The organism is Arenibacter algicola (genome assembly GCF_018860365.1).
Lineage (GTDB): Bacteria > Bacteroidota > Bacteroidia > Flavobacteriales > Flavobacteriaceae > Arenibacter > Arenibacter algicola_B.
Genome location: NZ_JAHKPO010000003.1, coordinates 458797 through 477648, shown reverse-complemented (window position 1 = coordinate 477648; position 18852 = coordinate 458797). Strand labels below are relative to the sequence as shown.

Sequence of the window (18852 nt, the reverse complement as noted above, 5' to 3'; positions counted from 1 at the left end):
AACAACCAAAAAAAATGATCAAACATTGGCTTAAAACAGGCATAAATTTTAAAACCTTATTCACTCTAGCACTATTATCTTCTTATTGCAGCATTGGCTATAGCCAGGAAAATTTAGGTAAAACCCCTAATTTCATCATCATTTTTGCGGACGATCTAGGTTATGGCGATCTAGGTATTTATGGTCACCCCACCATTAAAACACCGCATTTGGATCAAATGGCGGCCGAGGGTCAAAAATGGACCAATTTTTATGTGGGGGCCAGTGTATGTACCCCTAGTAGGGCGGCCTTATTAACTGGCCGGTTACCCGTAAGAAGCGGAATGGCAAGTGATACAAAAAGGGTGTTGTTCCCAAACTCTAAATATGGTTTACCTAGCTCGGAAATAACCTTGGCAGAACAATTAAAAAAAGTAGGCTATAGTACGGCATGTGTTGGCAAGTGGCATTTAGGCCATAAGGAAGAATACCTGCCTACCAAAAATGGTTTTGATTATTATTTTGGCATCCCCTACTCCAACGACATGGATTTTGTGGGCGACCGAACAAAATTTAAGGAGGCCAGAGGAAATTTGCCCACCGAAAATTTTAATGTCCCCTTAATGAGGAATACTGAAATTATAGAAAGGCCTGCCAATCAAAATACCATCACCAAAAGATACGCAGAGGAAACCATTTCTTTCATCAAAAAAAATAAGGACAATCCTTTCTTTGTTTACTTGGCCCACAACCTACCCCACATACCCCTATTTGCCTCAGAGGACTTTTTGGGTAAAAGTAAAAGAGGAATTTATGGTGATGTATTGGAGGAAATTGATCATGGCATAGGTCAAATTATTGCTGCCCTAAAAGAAGAAGGATTGGACAAGAATACCATTGTGGTATTTACCTCGGATAACGGCCCTTGGCTTTCCTATGGGGTTAATGGCGGAAGTGCAGGCTTATTAAAAGCCGGAAAAGGGATGACCTGGGAAGGTGGCATGCGTGAACCCTGTATATTTTGGTCACCTACCAACATTAAGCCAGCAGTGATATCCGATTTGGGTACAACCATGGATCTTTTCTCAACCTTTAGTGCCTTAGCCGGTGTTCCAATGCCCAAGGACAGAATTATGGATGGGTTTGACATAAGTGGCACCTTATTGAAAGGCGATCCAACTCCAAGAAAGGGTGTTTTCTATTATAGGGGAACACAATTGTATGCGGCCCGACTTGGAGATTACAAAGCGCATTATATTACTGAGGGTTCCTATGGCCAGTTTGGCGAAAAGGAAGTACATAATCCACCAATCCTATACAATTTAAGTGTGGACCCATCCGAAAACTTTGATTTAGGGGCAAGTCACCCAGAAATTCTTGCCGAAATTGATCTTATGGTCAAGGAGCACCAGTCCAATTTAGTAAAAGGAAAAGACCAACTGGTGGATATTGAATAAATAATTATAAGAAAACAGCCCTAAATTATAATGGATACTTGGTCCATTGTATTTTAGTACTATGCTTCTACGATAGGTTCCTGCTCCTCTGGTCTACTGGCCCGTATTCCAGCAATTATGCTCAAAATTAAAATCTGGGTAGCATGGAATATCATTAGGGGCAGTAAAATTATGCCTATAGACGCCATATTGCCAAAAAGAATTTTGGAGAAAACGGTCCCATGCACTAAGGATTTTTTGGTTCCGCAAAACTGGGCCGTAATTTGGTCCGCCGTATTGAATTTCAGTTTTTTGGCTACAAAACCTGTTAAAAAGAAAGCTGTATAAAACAAAGCCAAAACAGCTACAAATAGTATCAACAAATCCAAATAGGATACCGCTCCAAAAATATTTTCTTCAAATGATCCGGCAAAACTTTTATAGATGATAAGTAGGATAATGGACTTATCAAAAAGAGCTAAGTACCTATTATATTTTTGCGCCAATACCCCAAGAAATCGCTGTAAAAACAATCCGAGTATTACGGGTAGAATAATTTGCAGGATGAGTTTCGTATAGATGTCGGTAAAGTCAAAATCTGTTCCTGTTTCCTGCACAAAGGGCCCCATCCAAAGTGGTGTAATAGCGATGCCAATAATCCCAGAAATACTGGCATTAAAAATTGCAGCCGGGATATTGCCCTTGGCCATTGAGACCATTACTACGGATGAAGATACCGTGGATGGTAAGGCTGCCAAAAAGAAGAAGGCCAACCATAAGGTCTGCTGTTCTGCATTTTGCATGAGCGGATAAAATGCCAAAACAATTAGGGGAAAAATCAAAAACGTGGATGCCTGCACCAATAAGTGTAACTTCCAGTTCTTAAGTCCCGCCTTTAATTTGGAGGGACTTAATTTTAATCCATAAAAAAAGAAGATTAAAGAAATTCCTATTGCACTAATCGTATCGATAGGAACACGACTGTCTGCCTTACCCCATTGTGGAAAAATATAAGCTATGCCAATGACAGCCATTATGGATAGGACAAACCCATCGATCCTAAATTTCATACTCAATCCCTGTTTTATAGTATGCCCATTTAAATAATTGTGGTAGAACCAAGACGTATGGATTTGTATTAAAACCACGGCCTTTACCTTTAAGAATCCGACCTATACGGACTTCTAACAAGCATAAATTACGGTGTCAAAATTAGAATATAATTTTATAAGGCAGTCATAGATATTCCTAAACCTTTCTTATTACATATAATAACTACCTATTGGAATCGGCAACATTATAGGTGATATCAACAACCGCAAATTTTCCATAGACAAATTCTCCATCAGGGTAATGCCATGTAGCTTCGCCATAGGAAGGCAATTGGTAGCCGTTTATATTTTTATAATTACTTACAGGAGTTGAAAAGGGATATGCTTTCATTTCCGAAACGGAATAGCGGTCATTGGAAACAAAATTCACCAATTGTCCCTTTTCATCAAAATATAAAATGGCAGATATAATGGTTCCATTGTTATTAAAGGTGGCTTTTGCGCTCAAGGTATCCAAGGTTTCCCAACTAATTCTGTCGTCTATTAAGGCAGCTGGGGCAAATAGGCATAGATCATTAAAAAAGGTGACGGTTTCCGTAGGATACAATTCCGGCTCCCTCAAGTCCACCACAGAAAAAAGAGATAGGAGTTTTATTTGCATACTTGCCGTTTCTGGGGTATACTTATGATAACCATAAGTGGGCAGGCCCATTACCTTGGCCTTCATAAAAAACAAACGCATTGGAGAAACCATAAAATTGTATTGTTCCGACGTAAAATGGAACCAATCTTTGCCCTTGTCCCGCATTTCGCCTTTGAACACAATTTTCATATTGTAAACCTTGGGCTTTCCTACAGCTCCTACGTAACCTAGATACTTTTGAACGCACATGGGCAAAGGAGCCAAATCCTCTTCACTTAAAACTTCCGGAGTTGTGGCAACCGTGTTCATGGCAGAAGCAACATCTTCTTTAAAACTTCCTTCAAATATCAAGTTGGATTGACCTATGATAGCCGCGCCCAAAATAATGACATTCGCAATTGTTCCATATTTGGCATCCACCCAGGCAGTAAAAATCAGGCCTTGGGAAATAACGACCAATACAATACCAAGTAATGGCCACCAATTTTTACTTAAAAAGAATCCGATTGCTGCCACTATAAAGAGTACGGCAGTCAAAAACCAAAGTATTCCCATTGGCCTTGAAATTTCTTTGGTGAATTGTGCCATCTCCCCAAATTGAAAAGCTTTGACAAAACCCATAAAATGTATAAGGCCATGTAGAATCATTAATGACATTAACAGAATGCGCATGTTCTACACCTTTAAAATTAATAATCAATGAATCCACTCATAACTCATTGGAATTAGTTGAATTTGCCAAAAATTTGCTAATTTGCTCTTCTCCCAAAATCCTTGGCCACTAAAATATTTGCAGTCCCTATATGTTACAAGGGAAAGTATTACTATTAATAATATTGCACAAAAATGCAGCTAGGGTCGGCAAAGTTGTTAATTTCAATTGTCCATCAAATTTGCAAGGGACTCACTATCAATTATAAATTCTGTTATTGCAAAGACCTCTTTCCTATTGCTACGAAACAGCGTTACGAAATTTGCCACCTCCTCTTCAAGATGTTCATGTTCTGTCCTGATTATACTGGCGTCAGCCTTATTATAATCCTCAACCATTTGGCCCAAATGAGTCCCATGTCTTCCTACTTTCTTCAATAAATCCTGGCATTTATTCTTTAAGTCGAACAATCCAACTTTTAACTCTTTTACCATATCCAAATTTTCCGGTTTGGTAATCCACATAAAGTATTTATCTATTAAATGATGTAAAAAGCGAAGGTCGTCCTTATAAAACTCCAAATCAGATTTCCAATGCTCCGTTAAAACATACAATTCGGACCATGGTCCGTCCTCAACAAATTGAAGTTCCTTGTTGTTTTTGGTATGTTCCATGATATTAAATATTAAAGGTTAAAGCATTAAAATTAGTCTAGTCACGGGTCTTTGAAAATGACATATATCAGGTGAGCTATAAGTGATGCATGACAACGGTCATTTTGCACATAGAATTTATACAGTAGTTTAGGAACTGAAATCGAAATCAGCAAAAGATGAAAACCATTCTCTACGCAACGGACTATTCCCAAAATTCGGTCGCGGCATTACGGTTGGCCCACCTAATGACGAAAAAATTTAACGCAAAATTGTTTGTAATGCATGTTTTTGATATTCCGGTAACCCTGAGCACAGTATCTATAAGCCACATAAAAAAGGAGAAAAGATTAATGATAGAAAACCACTCCAAGCTGAAAAAGTTTTGCACGGAACATTTAGGGGATACCTGGGAAGGTGGTAATATTAATTTTTTAGTTGAAGAAGATGTTTCGGTAGTTCAGGGCGTCTTGGAGAAGGCTACAAAACTTGAAGTTGATCTCATTGTTGTAGGTACCAAAGGTACTAGTACCATCAAGGAATTTCTTATGGGAAGTGCAACCACAGCTTTGATCAAAAAGGCGCCTTGTGCTGTTTTGGCAGTTCCTGCCATGTCCTCACCCGAAAATTTCAAAACCATGGTTTATGCCACTGATTTTGAACAGGCCGACATTTTTGCCATCAATAGACTTGTGGAAATTGCCAAGAAATTCAACTCGAAAATAAGTATCGTTCATATATCCACCAGCCGGGAATATGCTGGTGATCAGCAAATGGAATGGTTTAAAGAAATGCTAAATCAAAAAGTGACCTATGACAAAATGGAATTCGATCTGATCTTGGACGATGACATTTTTGAAGGATTAAATAGGTATTTGGAGAAGTCCAATGCCAGCCTGTTGGCAATGTTGGAGAGAAAGGACAACTCCTTTTCGCAAAAATTCCTGCAAACAGATATGATCAATAAAATGGTATCGGGTATTACCATTCCCCTTATTAGTTTTAATATTGGGGGACTATAAGCCGTGCTTCAAATTACCGAGCTTGTAAAATTCTCCTTTGCAGAGTCTTAACAATAATTACACAATAGACATCAATCCTGAAGTTCTGCCCATTATACCTTTTTTCCGTGCCTTTTCTAGGGTTCTAACTATGGAAACCCATTTACATTTGCTCATAAAATTATTTTAATTTGATGGATTTGGGAATTTCTTTATAAGAGCTATTGCTTGCCCAATCCCATAAAATGAGGACTCAACAATCATTTTTACATTCTTATTTAAAATTATTCTAAATAGTTTTGGACAATAAAAATTTCCATTCTATTTTAGCGCCTTATTTATAACCAGTCTAATTTAAAATAAGATGAGAAATTTATTGTTATTTATTAATCTGTTAATAACCACCTCCATATTTGCCCAAAATTATGGAACCGTTAGCGGAACTATACTGGATAGTGACAACAGTCCTGTTCCATTCGCCAATATCTATATAGAAAACCTAAAAAAAGGTGGGATGGCCGATGAGTTTGGCCATTATACCCTAACCGAAATACCTTATGGCGAATGGCAGATTAAAGTTAGTTCGGTTGGGTTTAGAACTATAAAATTTCCTTTGAACCTGTCCTCTCCACAAATCAGCAATATGGTTATTAAACTGAATATGGACAATGCCCTGAGCGAAGTAGAGGTATTCGGAAGACGAATGTCGCACCCAGACAAGATTGAAGCCCTTACACGTCTTCCATTGGAGCCTTACGAACAAATTCAGAGTATATCTGTCATTTCCGAAAAATTAATAGCAAATCAAGGTGCGCTTACCATTTCAGAAGCTACCAAAAATGTTCCCGGGGTATATACTTTTGCTACCTATGGCAACAAACGTGAGAGTATGTCCTCCCGCGGTTTTAGAGGGATACCCATACTAAAAAATGGGGTAAGGGTACATTCCGATTTTAGGGGTGTTGGTATTTTAACGGATATGCAGGGAGTGGACAACATACAAGTGCTTAAAGGCGCAGCTTCCATAACTCAGGGGGTTGCAACAGATTTGGGAAGCCCGGGAGGGGTTATTAACATTGTAACCAAGACCCCGATCTACCAATTTGGAGGAGCGGTTACACAACGCTTCGGCAGTTTTGGACAGGTAAGGCCCACCTTCGATATTTATGGCCCTCTAGATGACAATCAATCTATTGCCTTCCGTATCAATGGTGCCTTGGAACGGGCCGATAGTTTTAGGACCGGTGTCAGTTCCGAGCGCATCTACATTAACCCTTCGCTACAATGGAAAATAGACGACAGGACGAAGATTACCCTGGAGTTTGATCATTTTGATGATAGCAGAACCCCCGATCTCGGTACGGTAAATCTGGCCTCCAATGATGTAAGTGCCATTTACGATCTTCCTGCCGATCAGTTTCTAGGGTTCGAAAACGACCGTTCACTTACTAAAAACACAACCTATTCGCTGCGGTTCGATAGACAACTGAACGATAAACTTACTTTGAAAACCGCTTTTTATAAATCACATCTAAAACTGGACGACAAAGGAGCAAGCCTTGGAAGCGTGGTTTCCATAGATGATGTGGAACAATTCAATCTGCGTACCAGAGGCTACTCTACCTCTACCCGAAACGATGATAACGGTGTATTACAGATTGATCTAATTGGCGATGATTTTAAAACCGGAAACATAAAACACACATTTCAGGTAGGGTTCGACTACAAAACTTCCAAATATGCTACAAGCAGCCAATCCCTTAGCGCCATAGACACCATCAATGTTTTTGAGAACAATTCCAATACTTTGCCCAATGTGGCACTCAGCAGTGGGAATCCTGGAGGTGCCGAAAGCAAATCCTTGGGCCTTGTGGCACAGGACGTGGTTTCCTGGACGGACTGGTTCAAGACATTTTTGGGAATTAGATATAGTACTACGGAAACCATTACAGATGTAGAAAATGACAAAAGTGATGCCTTTAGTCCTCTCGGCGGCATTATAGTTAATCCTTTTAAAAATATTAACGTTTTTGCTTCCTACACCAATAGTGCTTATCCCAGAACCGCTGCACGCTTAGGTGTCAATGGCGAAGCCTTAGGAAATGAAAGATTTGATCAATTGGAAGCCGGAGTAAAAACTAGTTGGCTTGCCGACCGTCTACGATTTAACCTTACCCTTTTTAAAATAAACAATAAGAACATTAACCTACCCGTGTACGATGAAAACTGGGTAGCCACCGGATATTACCAAAAAGGTGGTAACGACCAAAGACAGGGAGTTGAAGTGGAGCTAACCGGTCGAATTCTGGAAAACTTGACCGCAGTTGCCGGCTATTCCTACATTGATGCTCAATACAAGGAACACACCTCTTACGTTTATGGTTCTGCCCCTCTTAACACCCCCAAACATACGGCCAATGTATACCTGGACTATAAATTTCAAGGTCCTCTCGAGGGACTTTCATTGGGAGGTGGCGTATACTACACCGGTGAAAGACCCATCAACGATTGGTCGTCGGGCGCAGTTACCCACGAAGGTATAGTCCCTAATGAAAAACCTTTCAATGTGGAAGCTTATACCTTGACCAATTTTCAGGCCGGATTTAAGTTTAACCATCATTGGGATGTTCGGCTAATGGTGAACAATGTCTTTGATCAAATTGGTTACAATGCCTATCGCACCAGCTATATTAACCAGACCGATCCAAGATCCTTTGCAGGAATATTAAGATATACTCTTTAACAGCTCACAAATAGTCCAAACATGTCCAAAAAGAATAAAAAATATACGTTAAGAAAATTCATCAACGATGTGCATCTTTGGTTGGGGATAGGCAGTGGAATTATTTTATTCCTTGTCTGTTTAAGTGGCACCATATTAACGTTTGAAGAGGAAATAAAAGACCTGTTTGCCAAAGAATTTGTAGTTGCCATTGCATCGGGAAGCCGCCTTTCCATGAAGGAACTATCGGAATCTCTGTCCAAGGAAGGCATCGTTGGCAACATCACCATCCCGGCAGTTAGGGACAAAGCCCTAAATTTCAGTGTAAAAACCTCCCCGAAAGAGAGAAGGGGTACAACCTATTATGTTGATCCGTATTCCGGGGAATACCAAAAAGTTCAAAAATCCAGTTTCGACGGATTCTTTATGACCATGTTCAAAATGCACAGGTGGTTATTGTTGGATACGGAAATAGGAAGGCCTATTGTAGGTGTTGCCACCATAATCTTTCTGTTCTTGTCCATCAGTGGTATTATCCTTTGGTTTCCAAAAAAAATGAAATGGAAGAATTTTAAACCAGGCTTCAAAATTAAGCTTAAGGCAAACTGGAAGCGGATCAACCACGATTTGCACAACACCCTTGGATTTTATGCCTGTATCTTTTTGGTTATCATGTCCCTTACCGGGCTATTTTGGTCCTTTGAATGGTATCGGGACGCTGGGAGCAAGGTATTGGGCACCAAAGTTTTTGGAAATCGCGGCGGTGGGCCAAAATTTGAATCGGCACTAAAGCCCGGTACAACGGAGAAAACCTTTGAGGAGATACTACAGATTGCTTCAACGGAGCTGAATTATGAAGGCGAGACCACCATTACTATCCCGTCAACGGACAAAGAGGTCTATACCATAACCAAAAACAACAATTCAAGATTTTCACCTGTCATAACCGATAAGCTTGTGTTTGACAGAGATGGCACCCTGCTACATAAAGAGCTTTTTGCCGATAAGCCATTGAACGTTCAGATAGCCTCTTTGATCAAACCTATACATATGGGCACCATTTACGGCAACTTTTCTAAAATAATTTATTTTATTGCCTGCCTTATCGCCACAAGTTTGCCTATTACGGGTACCCTTATCTGGATCAACAAACTGAAAATAAAAAAGTCGAAAAAAAAACAACCTGCATTTGTTTAAACCTATTTCCTTGAGGTTTCAACATATTGGCGTACACAGAGGGCCTTTATTGGCCCTTTTCTTTTCTCCCACTCCATCGCAATACAACAAATCCGACCAAACCTGAAACAACAGACCCTATTAGGATACCCACCTTGGCCGAATCAATAAATACTAAATTGTTTGCAAATGCCAAGTTGGCTATAAAAATGGACATGGTAAAGCCAACGCCGGCCAAAATAGCTATTCCAGAAATCTGGAGGAAATTAATATCATCTGGCAATACCGCAATCTTTAATTTAACCCCTATCCAGGATAATAATGTAACACCCGCCAATTTCCCAAAAAACAAAGCTATAGCAATGTTCAACATTAATGAGGTATTCAATTCCATATTAGTACCAAAGACAACTCCTGCATTGGCCAAGGCAAAAATGGGCATAATAAAATAAGCTACCCAACCATGAAGTCGATGTTCCAATTTTTGTAATGGCGAGGTAAATTTATCGGTCAAATCTTCCAGATCGTCCATATGCCCTATTTGTTCATTGGACAGCACCGGAACATTCTCGTTATTGGATTGGGCAATACCTGTCATTATTTTGGATAAGTTCTCCTTAAAATAATGCATATCGATCTTTTGCCGAATAGGCACGGTAAAGGCTACAAGTACACCCGCTATAGTTGGATGTATACCCGACTTTAAAAAAAGCACCCAAATTATGACTCCAAGAATTACTGTCCAGTACTTGGAATAAATGCCCTTAAACCCAAGAAAAGAGAGTATCAACAAAGGAATCAATGCATATAAAATTAATAGCCAATCCACCCCGCCGCTATAAAAAATGGCAATGACCATTACGGCTCCCAAATCGTCCACTATGGCAAATGCAGTAAGGAATATTTTTAAACTTAGGGGAACCCTATCCCCTAATAGTTTCAGGATTGCCAAGGAAAAGGCAATATCGGTTGCCATGGGAATACCCCAGCCCTGGGCCGTTTGTGGAGAATCATTTAAGAAAAGAAACAACAACAAAGGAAAAATCATTCCCCCAATTGCTGCAAAGAGTGGAAACATTGCTTTTCGAAGTCCGTTGAGTTCCCCGATCAGAAGTTCCCTTTTTATTTCCAATCCGATCAGAAAGAAAAATAAAGCCATTAATCCGTCGTTGATCCATAGAATAAGCGGTTTTGTTAGTTGGAAAGTTTCAGAGCCAAAACCTATTTTATATTGCCATAAGGAATTGTAAGATTCACTAAACCCGGAATTTGCCCAGATCATGGCAACTAGCGTAGCACTAAATAAAAGGATACCACTTAAACTCTCAATTTTTACGAATTTTTGAAAGGGTGTAAGAATAATTCTTTTGATCATATAATTTAAATGTGAGTGAACAAAAATGTCATAAATGTAAAAATACACAAATGCTTCAAACTGCCAAGAACCAGTAATTATTAATGGATTTTGTTTAATAGGGAAGTTGCAACCTCAATGATTAAAGGTCAATTCCTTCAGATGCCTATCAGTATAAAGTAAGGAGTTATTCGTCACCAATTTTCGCCTCTTAATCAAGAAACAACAGCCAAAAGTCTACTGTGAATCCTCTATTCAAACTCAATTTTCGAGACCAGCCTTAACATTTTTCCACTCAAGGAAAACAGCCAGTGCAATTGTTCAGTGACCAAGTGGGCTTCCTGAAGTTCGCGCTCCAATTTTAAGTCTACCTTAGGGGAGAGCTCAATATTCTGCGGTACAAAGGTGGGAAGCTGTTCCTTGGGGAATTGATCGCCATGTTGGTCCATAGGTGCCTTATCAGAATAAGAGCCCTCCAAAGCAAGAAGTACCTGCGCCAGATTTTCATCAATTTCAGAAATAAAATTTTTAAATTTTAACGAAGCCTCTGTGGTAGGATTGTTCTGTATATAAGTACTAAATGATGCCAAGGACGAAAGGAAGGTATGGTTCAGCACTACCAGTTCATATATTTTATCCAGATTTTTTTGCTTGGATACAGGTTCTTGTGCCATTCTTTGAAAGGCCGAACTAAGGTTGGACGTTTCCACAAAAGCCTCTTTACGCGACACCTTATAGGTCGTAGTCACCTTTCCCTTTTGTTCGTAATATTTGGCAATTTGGGCAAGAAACTCTCTATTGGCCTTGACACTTTTTTCTATTTGCTCCCTGATCTCCATAAATCCCCAAGCCGGCAAAATCCACAACATGGCCACAAAGGACAGTCCTGCTCCAATCAATGTATCCAGTATTCTGTACTGTATAACGGTTATCACATCTGGACGAATAATGGCATAGACAAATACTACTGTAAGTGTTATGAATGTTGCCCCTGCCCTATAATTTTTCTGGACCATTGAAAAGGCAATAACCAAAGACACCACTCCCAAGACCCCAAACACATAGGGGTTCTGTATTAAAAAAACAAAACCGGTTGCAATAGCACCTCCTAAAAGAGTTCCTATAATTCTATCTTTTGTACGGGATTTGGTAAGGCCGTAACTGGGCCGCATAATTACAATAATAGTTAAGAGTATCCAATACGGATTTTGAAAATCGAAGAAGTTACCTAGGGCATACCCTATCATTACAGTCACTGCCAATCTTAACGAATGTTTAAATATGGCAGACTTAAAACTAAAGTTGCTCAGCAATAACTTGGGATCATAATCTTGGGCAACTACAAAACGTTTGGCTGCAGCCTGGTCTACCAAATCCACCGAACCCATATCCGGATTCCCCAGGAGCCATTTTATCTTTTTGAGCTTTTCAAATTGTTTTTCCAAATATTCCAAAAGGTTTTGAAGCATGAGAAATCCCTCATAATCTTCAGTGTCCGTCTCCTTCCTAAAATTGGATATTTCGTGTTCAACCTTTTCAAAACATATGCCCAATTTGGAATTTTTGGGAAATTTGCTATGGTCGGTTCCCACTTCGGCTATTATCCTTAATTGACTGGCCATTTCGAATATTAGATTCTGAAAGCTCTCTACAAACTCGGGGTGGTCCCCAAAAAGAGCATCCATTTTATCATAATTGACCGGATTGGCGATAGCGGTTTCAAGCATATCTATCAATTCAACAAAAATCAACAGTCTCTTGGCCTGATAACTGGATCTCCCAGAGCTCTTCCTTGAGAGAAGTAAAATTTCCCTTAAGGTTTCATGATGCTCAATTAACTTACTTTGTATTTCATATAAATGGGATTGCAATTCCAATCGATCCGTCTTCGGACCTACCAATTTACCCCGTGTTTCCAAAAATTCAGCAGTAAGCCTATACGTCTCCCAAAAAAGTTCTTCGGTTTGCGCTTTGGGGTTTATTCGGTACCAAAGTATTGCCAAGAGCAAATACCAGAGTCCACCAGCACCTATTAAAAGTGCGTATTCATAAATTTCTAGTTCCTGCGATTCATGGGCAAAACTCAATACCAGGGCCAACAAACCAGAAAAACTGATTAGGGAAGCCCGAAACCCATAGACCGAAATAAATGCGATTGCAAAAGTTAGAAGCCCCAAAAAAGGAACCAGCAGCCAAGTTTCCAACTTCAAATACCCCCCAATAAAACTTACCACCATTACCAATATTGCAGAAAATAAGATCCCAAACGTTTTGTGGCGAAAATTGCCGCTCACATCACTGGGCGAACTCCAAAAGGCCCCAAAGCAAAGCGCAAGTCCAATTTCTAAATGTCCCCATCTAATGGAAAGTAAAATAGGTACCGTAACTGCAATGGCAATCAGAATGGCCTTGGAGAAATTGGTGCTTTTTAAGAAGTGAAGCAGTTCCCTAAAATTATTGAAAATGATTTGGCTGTATGCTTTCAATACATAATTGTTCAACCATAAAGATACGATTTGCCATGGCTATGACAAATATTGGAATAGTCTGTTTTTAGGAAATATTCCTTAGGAAAGTAACTCCCTCATGATTAAATCACAAGCCCGCACCCCGTAAATTAAACGTCTGTAGAAACTTTGAAATAAACTATAAAAATGATATTTTTGTTTAACCTTTTTTAAAAATTAATGAACAACGTTAAGAGTACCTTTAGCATTAAAGACCTTGAGAATCTTTCTGGTATAAAGGCCCATACCATTAGAATATGGGAAAAGCGCTACAATCTTTTTCAGCCTAACAGAACGGACACCAACATAAGATGTTATGATATTGAGAACCTACAAAAACTTCTTAATGTTACTTTTCTGTACAATAACGGTTATAAGATTTCCAAGATCTCGCAGCTAGGGGAAGATAAAATTCCGAGCGTTGTTAGAAATTTGGTTTCAGAACAAAGCGATAACGGACATGTTTTAAATTCCTTTAAAATGTCCATGATGAATTTTGATCAGGCACTATTTTTTAAAACGTATAATGCCCTTTTAAAGGAAAAGTCGTTTAGGGAAATCTTCTATGAAGACTTTATTCCTTTTTTAAACGAAGTAGGACTGCTTTGGCAAACTGACACCATAAAGCCCTCCCATGAACATTTTATTTGCGCCTTGATCAAACAAAAGATCTTGGTAAATACCGAAAAGTTGCAATTCAGCACACCCACCAATAACTCCAAAACATTTGTACTGTATCTTCCGGATAACGAAATTCACGAGTTGGGCTTAATGTTCATTAATTATGAAATCCTGTCCAAAGGCTATCAAGCCATTTTTCTTGGACAAAGCATCCCTATATTTAGCTTGAAGGATTTAATACGATTGTATGATAATATTGTATTCGTTTCCTATTTCACAGTACAACCGGACAAGGAAAACATTATGCCATATCTAAAGGATTTTCATGACTTGCTGCTGAAAAATACTACTTCCGAGCTTTGGATATCGGGAAAAATGCTCCAGGAAATAAATCAAAAAAATTTGCCCAAAAATGTTGTTGCCTTTTCCCAGATAGATCAATTGGTCCAAAATCTTTGACAACCCAAGGCTTAAATAGTTTTTGAACCTTCTTTTCAAGCTGAGTATCATCAGTACTCCGTAAACCGGTTTGGGAAGAAATCCCAGCGAATCCTACTTACATCCAAGATTGTAAACCCACCTCCCTTAAATAGTAGCGCTTTTATTGAGTTCTAAAATTATATGCAAATAATAATGCCGTTATAGGCTTTGTAAGCAAGGACAGCATAAATCCAAGTTAAATTTTGTTTAATATATAAACTAAAACGTTAAACATTTTGTATCTTGTACCATACAATTTAAAGTCATGGCAAAAAAGAAATCAATTACAGAAAACGACATCATTTCATCTTATATGGATTATGTCCTTGAACATAATGAAAATCCCAAATCGGTTTACGCTTTTGCAAAAGGCAACAATTTTGAAGAGTCTAAATTCTATGATTTTTTTGGTTCGTTTGAAGCCCTAGAAAAACATATTTTCGAAGCTTTTTTTAAGAACACCCTTTCCGTTTTGGATAAAAGCGAAGATTATAAATCCTTTGATGCGCGCAATAAACTGTTAAGTTTTTACTTCACCTTTTTTGAAAATTTAACGGCCAATAGGAGTTATGTAATATACTCACTGCATCGCTACAAAAACGGCCTCAAAGGACTAACAGTCCTTTCAGAACTTAAAAAGTCCTTTACCTCCTACATTGAGGATTTAGACATAGAAACCCTGGACATAAAACATGAGCAAATAGATAAAATTCAAAGGCGCGCGTTACAAGAATCGGCTTGGTTACAATTGTTATTGACCATGAAATTCTGGATGGAGGACACATCGGCGGCCTTTGAAAAGACCGACATATTTATAGAGAAAGCGGTAAACACTAGTTTTGATGTTTTAAGCATTGCGCCTCTTAAAAGTGTGCTCGACTTTGGAAAATTCATTTTCAAGGAAAAAATGAACATGAATTAAAAACATTGGATGAAAACAATAGACAATATACCGGTTTCAAAAATACATCGTGCCTCAAAATTAGTATCCACGGGCGCCAGAGTTGGCGTTAACTATCTCAAGTACTATGGAGATAAACTTACAAAAACTGAGCTTGAGGCAAGATCACGGCTCAACGAGAACAATGCCGAGGACATATATGACAGTCTTAAACAGCTTAAAGGAAGTGCTCTAAAAGTAGCTCAAATGTTGAGTATGGAAAAAAGCATAATGCCCCAAGCATATGTGGAAAAATTTTCTTTGGCCCAATTTTCCGTTCCCCCATTATCGCCTCCATTGGTCATTAAAACCTTTAAAAATTATTTTGGCAAACTGCCTAATGAACTATTTGATTCCTTCAACACTACTTCAGTCAACGCTGCCAGTATTGGACAGGTCCATGAGGCAGCAAAATATGGGAAAAAACTTGCTGTGAAAATCCAATATCCTGGAGTTGCCGAGAGTATAGCCTCCGACCTTGCCCTTGTTAAACCCATTGCAATTAAAATGTTTAACATAAAAGGCAAAGATTCGGACAAGTACTTTAAGGAAGTTGAAGGAAAGTTAAAAGAGGAAACAAATTATGTGTTGGAAATGGAACAGAGCAAGGAAATTGCCAAAGCCTGCTCATGCATTCCCAACCTTTTGTTTCCTCAATATTACGAAGAATTGTCCTCCGATCGAATTATTACCATGGACTATATGCAAGGCGAACACCTTTCGGAGTTTACGGCCTACAATACCGATCAAGAAAAAGCCAATGAGCTAGGGCAGGCATTATGGGATTTTTATATGTTTCAAATGCATAAGCTGAGAAAGGTACATGCAGACCCACATCCCGGAAATTTCTTGGTGTCCAAGGAAGGTAAATTGATTGCCCTGGATTTTGGCTGCATGAAAATAATTCCCAATGAATTCTATGTTCCATATTTTGAACTGGCCAAACCAGAAAATATTACGGACCAGAAATTCTTTGTCTCCAAATTATACGAACTGGAAATTTTACGTGAAGACGATTCAAAAGAGGAAACAGAATTCTTCACGAAAATGTTCCATGAATTGCTAAGCCTTTTCACCCAGCCGTTTCAGGTGGAAACCTTCGACTTTTCGGATGGTGAATTTTTCGGAAAAATCACGGAACTGGGGCAGCGCTACTCCAAGAGTACGGAACTGCGCAAAATGAACGGCAATAGAGGTTCCAAACATTTTATCTATATCAATAGGACCTTTTTTGGCCTATATAATCTTATGTTCGATTTAAAAGCCGACAACATTAAGATCAATAACTTCAATGGATTTTAATGTTACAGTGAAGTTGAACAACTTATCCTTAACTATATAACAAATGAAAATTCTCGTAACAGGCGCCACAGGGTATATCGGCAAACGATTGATCCCTATTTTAACCAACGAAGGGCATCATGTGGTCTGTGCTGTACGTGACACATTAAGAGCTGATAAAAACTACCTTGATGATGAAAATATTAGTATTGTAGAGGCCGATTTCTTAAAACCAGAAACCCTAAAATACATTCCTAAAGATATAGATGTGGCGTATTATCTAATACACTCCATGTCTAACTCTTCCAACAATTTTGAGCGCTTGGAAGCAGCTTGTGCAGCCAATTTCAAAGCCTATTTTTCCACTACCAACCTAAAGCAGGTTATCTATTTAAGTGGCATTACAAACGAAGAGCAACTTTCCAAACATTTACAGTCCAGAAAAAATGTGGAAGAAATTTTAGCCTCGGATTCCTATGGACTTACCGTTTTTAAGGCAGGTATCATTGTTGGATCGGGAAGTTCTTCCTTTGAGATTATTAGAGATCTGGTAGAAAAACTCCCCGTAATGGTAGCGCCAAAATGGCTTAACACCAAAACACAGCCCTTGGCGGTAAGGGATGTATTGGCCTTTTTATCACGGGCAAAGGGAAGGAAAGAGCTTTATAACACCTCATTTGACATTTTTGGGCCGGAGATATTGACCTATAAACAAATGCTCTTGGAGTTTGCGAAAATAAGGGGGTTAAAGCGTTATATTCTAACTGTACCGGTCATGACACCAAAACTTTCTTCGTATTGGCTGTATTTTGTAACCTCGACCTCCTACAAGTTGGCAACAACATTAGTGGATAGCATGGGCGTCCAGATTGTTGGGAAACCCAGCAATATCAATCAACTCCTGGATGTAGACCCTATAACTTATAAAGAGGCCGTGCAATTGGCTTTTGAAAAAATTGAGCAAAACAGCATTGTATCCAGTTGGAAGGATTCCATGATTAGCAGCGGCCGCTTAAAGAATAACCTGCACAAATACATCAATGTTCCCACATACGGATGCTTCAAAGATTATAAAGAACGTAAAGTCAACAATGAGCAAGCTACTATCAACAAAATCTGGTCTATTGGTGGTACAACCGGATGGTACTACGGAAATTCACTCTGGAAAATAAGAGGATATCTAGATAAATTGGCAGGGGGTATTGGACTACGTAGGGGAAGAACCCATGTTTCCGAATTGGATGCCGGTGATGCCTTGGACTTTTGGCGCGTTATTTTCAGTGACAAAAAAGAAAAAAAACTTTTGTTATATGCCGAGATGAAACTTCCGGGAGAGGCATGGCTCGAATTTAAAATTGAAAAAGGACTTCTAAAACAAACAGCAACCTTCAGGCCCAGGGGACTCGTTGGCCGTTTATATTGGTACAGCGTGTATCCCTTCCATGGCATTATTTTCAATGGCTTGATCAATAAACTGGTTTCCAAATAGTATTTTCTATAACCATAGCCTATACCATCATAGGAAAATAGAATCCAAAACTGTTTAACTTATTTTAAAAACTCTTAAACATTATGTAACTTTGAGAAGAGTTCAGAAGAAAGATGATTATAGATACCACACATAGAAATAACGATACTTCCCTACTTATAAACGATCTGGTTGGGAAACCTTTCAGCTTTATAAAAACCATTAAAATGAAAGGTACGGTTTCTAAAAAAATGGTCATAGAGGAATCCAGTGAAAATATGAAAGATTATCTCAACAGTATTTTTGATGCTACTTATGCCAATATAGAATTGCGCCCCCTGGGAATACTAGTGGGAATAATTAAAGGATTTACCAATTTCACTTGGGTAATTCCATATTATCAATTGGTAATATATAAAGGTGACTATAGCAGTCTATATGCCCAAGGACGATTTATCAGGTTCAGAAAGGATGAAAGCTTTGATAATAGTAAACCTTTTCTACATAAGTTGATAAAACTAAAAGCGAGATATGAATCTAAATATGATTTTTTAAATTTTAAATGAATTTAGGCGAAAAAGATATTGACCGTATTATTGAAATGGCATGGGAAGACAGAACCCCATTTGAAGCCATTACCTATCAGTTCTCTATGCCCGAACAAGAAGTCATTAAGCTTATGCGCCGGGAAATGAGACCAAGTAGTTTTAAAATGTGGCGCCAACGTGTACAAGGACGTGCCACCAAACACCAAAAATTAAGGACTTTTGAACAAGGGCGCTTTAAATGTTCTCGACAAAAACAGATTTCAAATAACTCAATTTCAAAACGATAACGTTGCTTTGACTTATAGTATGAGTACATAAGTACAGCACATAAAAAAGATT

At 38.7% G+C, this 18852-nt stretch carries 15 protein-coding genes; 10 read left to right on the top strand and 5 right to left on the bottom strand.

Features of this window, described 5'->3' with window-relative positions; genetic code table 11:
* Positions 1–14 precede the first annotated feature (14 nt).
* Positions 15–1436: a sulfatase family protein gene (locus KO529_RS03990; RefSeq protein WP_215946613.1), complete on the top strand. Its 1422-nt coding sequence runs from the start codon at positions 15–17 to the stop codon at positions 1434–1436.
* Positions 1437–1495: 59 nt separating this feature from the next.
* Here the strand turns inward: KO529_RS03990 and KO529_RS03985 are convergent, their stop codons facing one another.
* The 3 genes from KO529_RS03985 to KO529_RS03975 form a co-directional block, all read right to left on the bottom strand.
* Entirely contained in the window at positions 1496–2485 is a 990-nt protein-coding gene (locus KO529_RS03985) for a bile acid:sodium symporter family protein (protein ID WP_215946612.1), read from the bottom strand.
* A 205-nt stretch (positions 2486–2690) separates the two neighbouring features.
* Positions 2691–3782 (bottom strand): DUF2157 domain-containing protein, encoded by a 1092-nt coding sequence (locus KO529_RS03980; RefSeq protein ID WP_215946611.1) that lies wholly within the window; start codon positions 3780–3782, stop codon positions 2691–2693.
* Between the two features lie 204 nt (positions 3783–3986).
* A complete protein-coding gene (locus KO529_RS03975) occupies positions 3987–4436 on the bottom strand; it encodes a hypothetical protein (RefSeq protein ID WP_215946610.1) in 450 nt (149 codons plus the stop codon).
* A 158-nt stretch (positions 4437–4594) separates the two neighbouring features.
* Here KO529_RS03975 and KO529_RS03970 point away from each other — a divergent pair, with 158 nt between their 5' ends.
* The 3 genes from KO529_RS03970 (at position 4595) to KO529_RS03960 (ending at position 9335) form a co-directional block, all read left to right on the top strand.
* Positions 4595–5437: a universal stress protein gene (locus KO529_RS03970; RefSeq protein ID WP_215946609.1), complete on the top strand. Its 843-nt coding sequence runs from the start codon at positions 4595–4597 to the stop codon at positions 5435–5437.
* 343 nt (positions 5438–5780) lie between these two features.
* Complete coding sequence (locus KO529_RS03965; protein WP_215946608.1) at positions 5781–8159, top strand: TonB-dependent receptor; 2379 nt, start codon at positions 5781–5783, stop codon at positions 8157–8159.
* 21 nt (positions 8160–8180) lie between these two features.
* On the top strand, positions 8181–9335 hold the full coding sequence (locus KO529_RS03960; RefSeq protein ID WP_215946607.1) for a PepSY-associated TM helix domain-containing protein: 1155 nt from the start codon (positions 8181–8183) through the stop codon (positions 9333–9335).
* Between the two features lie 46 nt (positions 9336–9381).
* Here the strand turns inward: KO529_RS03960 and nhaA are convergent, their stop codons facing one another.
* Both nhaA and KO529_RS03950 read right to left on the bottom strand, forming a co-directional pair.
* Positions 9382–10689 carry a Na+/H+ antiporter NhaA gene (nhaA, locus tag KO529_RS03955; RefSeq protein ID WP_215946606.1) on the bottom strand — a complete coding sequence of 436 codons (1308 nt, stop codon included), beginning with the start codon at positions 10687–10689 and terminating at the stop codon, positions 9382–9384.
* A gap of 230 nt (positions 10690–10919) precedes the next feature.
* A complete protein-coding gene (locus tag KO529_RS03950; protein ID WP_215946605.1) occupies positions 10920–13154 on the bottom strand; it encodes an FUSC family protein in 2235 nt (744 codons plus the stop codon).
* Between the two features lie 201 nt (positions 13155–13355).
* Between KO529_RS03950 and KO529_RS03945 the strand changes: the two genes are divergently transcribed.
* The 6 genes from KO529_RS03945 (at position 13356) to KO529_RS03920 (ending at position 18800) form a co-directional block, all read left to right on the top strand.
* The gene (locus KO529_RS03945; protein ID WP_215946604.1) at positions 13356–14255 is read left to right on the top strand and encodes a MerR family transcriptional regulator; all 900 of its coding nucleotides are present in this window, start codon (positions 13356–13358) and stop codon (positions 14253–14255) included.
* Positions 14256–14541: 286 nt separating this feature from the next.
* Positions 14542–15198, top strand: coding sequence for a TetR family transcriptional regulator C-terminal domain-containing protein (locus KO529_RS03940; RefSeq protein ID WP_215946603.1), 657 nt, complete (start codon positions 14542–14544; stop codon positions 15196–15198).
* A gap of 9 nt (positions 15199–15207) precedes the next feature.
* Entirely contained in the window at positions 15208–16518 is a 1311-nt protein-coding gene (locus KO529_RS03935; RefSeq protein ID WP_215946602.1) for an ABC1 kinase family protein, read from the top strand.
* A gap of 43 nt (positions 16519–16561) precedes the next feature.
* Positions 16562–17986, top strand: coding sequence for an SDR family oxidoreductase (locus KO529_RS03930; RefSeq protein ID WP_215946601.1), 1425 nt, complete (start codon positions 16562–16564; stop codon positions 17984–17986).
* A gap of 113 nt (positions 17987–18099) precedes the next feature.
* Positions 18100–18531, top strand: coding sequence for a hypothetical protein (locus KO529_RS03925; RefSeq protein ID WP_215946600.1), 432 nt, complete (start codon positions 18100–18102; stop codon positions 18529–18531).
* Entirely contained in the window at positions 18528–18800 is a 273-nt protein-coding gene (locus KO529_RS03920; RefSeq protein WP_215946599.1) for a TIGR03643 family protein, read from the top strand. Before KO529_RS03925 ends, KO529_RS03920 begins: the two co-directional genes overlap by 4 nt.
* The last annotated feature ends 52 nt before the right edge of the window (positions 18801–18852 follow it).

Bases quoted from the DNA above. Each gene is read 5' to 3' on its own strand.
- KO529_RS03980 (WP_215946611.1), bottom strand. From the start codon at position 3,782: ATGCGCATTCTGTTAATGTCATTAATGATTCTACATGGCCTTATACAT.
- KO529_RS03985 (WP_215946612.1), bottom strand. From the start codon at position 2,485: ATGAAATTTAGGATCGATGGGTTTGTCCTATCCATAATGGCTGTCATT.
- KO529_RS03965 (WP_215946608.1), top strand. From the start codon at position 5,781: ATGAGAAATTTATTGTTATTTATTAATCTGTTAATAACCACCTCCATA.
- KO529_RS03930 (WP_215946601.1), top strand. From the start codon at position 16,562: ATGAAAATTCTCGTAACAGGCGCCACAGGGTATATCGGCAAACGATTG.
- KO529_RS03925 (WP_215946600.1), top strand. From the start codon at position 18,100: ATGATTATAGATACCACACATAGAAATAACGATACTTCCCTACTTATA.
- KO529_RS03940 (WP_215946603.1), top strand. From the start codon at position 14,542: ATGGCAAAAAAGAAATCAATTACAGAAAACGACATCATTTCATCTTAT.
- KO529_RS03970 (WP_215946609.1), top strand. From the start codon at position 4,595: ATGAAAACCATTCTCTACGCAACGGACTATTCCCAAAATTCGGTCGCG.
- KO529_RS03945 (WP_215946604.1), top strand. From the start codon at position 13,356: ATGAACAACGTTAAGAGTACCTTTAGCATTAAAGACCTTGAGAATCTT.
- nhaA (WP_215946606.1), bottom strand. From the start codon at position 10,689: ATGATCAAAAGAATTATTCTTACACCCTTTCAAAAATTCGTAAAAATT.
- KO529_RS03960 (WP_215946607.1), top strand. From the start codon at position 8,181: ATGTCCAAAAAGAATAAAAAATATACGTTAAGAAAATTCATCAACGAT.
- KO529_RS03935 (WP_215946602.1), top strand. From the start codon at position 15,208: ATGAAAACAATAGACAATATACCGGTTTCAAAAATACATCGTGCCTCA.
- KO529_RS03990 (WP_215946613.1), top strand. From the start codon at position 15: ATGATCAAACATTGGCTTAAAACAGGCATAAATTTTAAAACCTTATTC.
- KO529_RS03920 (WP_215946599.1), top strand. From the start codon at position 18,528: ATGAATTTAGGCGAAAAAGATATTGACCGTATTATTGAAATGGCATGG.
- KO529_RS03975 (WP_215946610.1), bottom strand. From the start codon at position 4,436: ATGGAACATACCAAAAACAACAAGGAACTTCAATTTGTTGAGGACGGA.